Annotated in this window: 1 protein-coding gene and 1 pseudogene; both read right to left on the bottom strand. The window is 50.1% G+C overall.

The window, feature by feature from the left end:
• Window positions 1-184 (bottom strand): annotated as a pseudogene (locus SCT_RS17730) (hypothetical protein); the annotation flags it as partial.
• Window positions 185-299: 115 nt separating this feature from the next.
• Window positions 300-970 (bottom strand): Ig-like domain-containing protein (locus SCT_RS15085; protein WP_189799682.1); only part of this gene is annotated, 671 nt, incomplete at its 5' end.

Here is a 970-nt window from a genome sequence, read left to right as displayed (position 1 = left end):
GTATCGATAAATAGGAGAACCCGGCACTTATCATGAAAATGGCTGAATCAAATGCAAGTAATTGATCGACTCGTCCGATAGGCATCTTTAAGCCAATTAATTTCACAATACTGATAACAGTCATGCAAACCCCGATCATCGTGGCGGAAGTCGGAAGGATATGCGAGGAAAGATTGGATTTCACGGTGAATTTCCTATCGCTGATGCGTTATAAATTTAACATTAAGGACAACTGATTTATTGAATTTTTGCCATACATGCCATTAGCATGTATGGCAAAAACCTTAGATCTTAGATAATCAGCATCTTGCCGACCTTGCCGACCTTGCCGACCTTGCAAAGCTGCCGATCAACAACAATCCAGAGCCAAGCAACAGAATCCCCCACTGGGGTAATACGGGAATATCATTATCCGGCAGCGCGGCCACAGTTTCGTTGAATGCAGTCATAGTGGTGCTCCCTGCGTTGTTTGCATCGCCAGAGTAAATCGCTGTGATTGAATCGCTGCCCACAACCGTCAACAGGGTCGTTGTCAGTGTCGCCACACCGTTAATTAATTGCACCGGCGAACCGAAGTTCGCGCCATTTACCTGAAACTGCACAGTCCCTGTTGGCGAATTTCCCGTCACTGTCGCAGTGAATGTAACGGATTCCCCCTGGAAAACTGTGGCTGGCGACGCGCTAATGATCACTGCACTTTGGGTGAGTAAGGCCGTGGCGGCGACGTCGAAGCTGCCAAAGCCGGTCGTGTAGTCCCAGCCCGTTGTCGCGCTGTAACCGCCGTTGGACCCTGACGTCACATCATGGAACGCGGGTGTATTTTGGGCTCCGTGACTATAGATCCATGAAGCCGGAAAACCGAGCCTGGCGTGGTTCGCCGATTGTATGCGTGCCCAACTGCCGACAAAAAGTGGCGACGCCAAGCTGGTGCCGCCGTATTGCTGAAGCTGGCCGTTAACAACGATAATTG

The organism is Sulfuricella sp. T08, from assembly GCF_000971475.1.
GTDB lineage: Bacteria > Pseudomonadota > Gammaproteobacteria > Burkholderiales > Sulfuricellaceae > Sulfuricella.
Note: the sequence above shows the minus strand (reverse complement) of the source record. Positions and strands in the feature narration are given on the sequence as shown.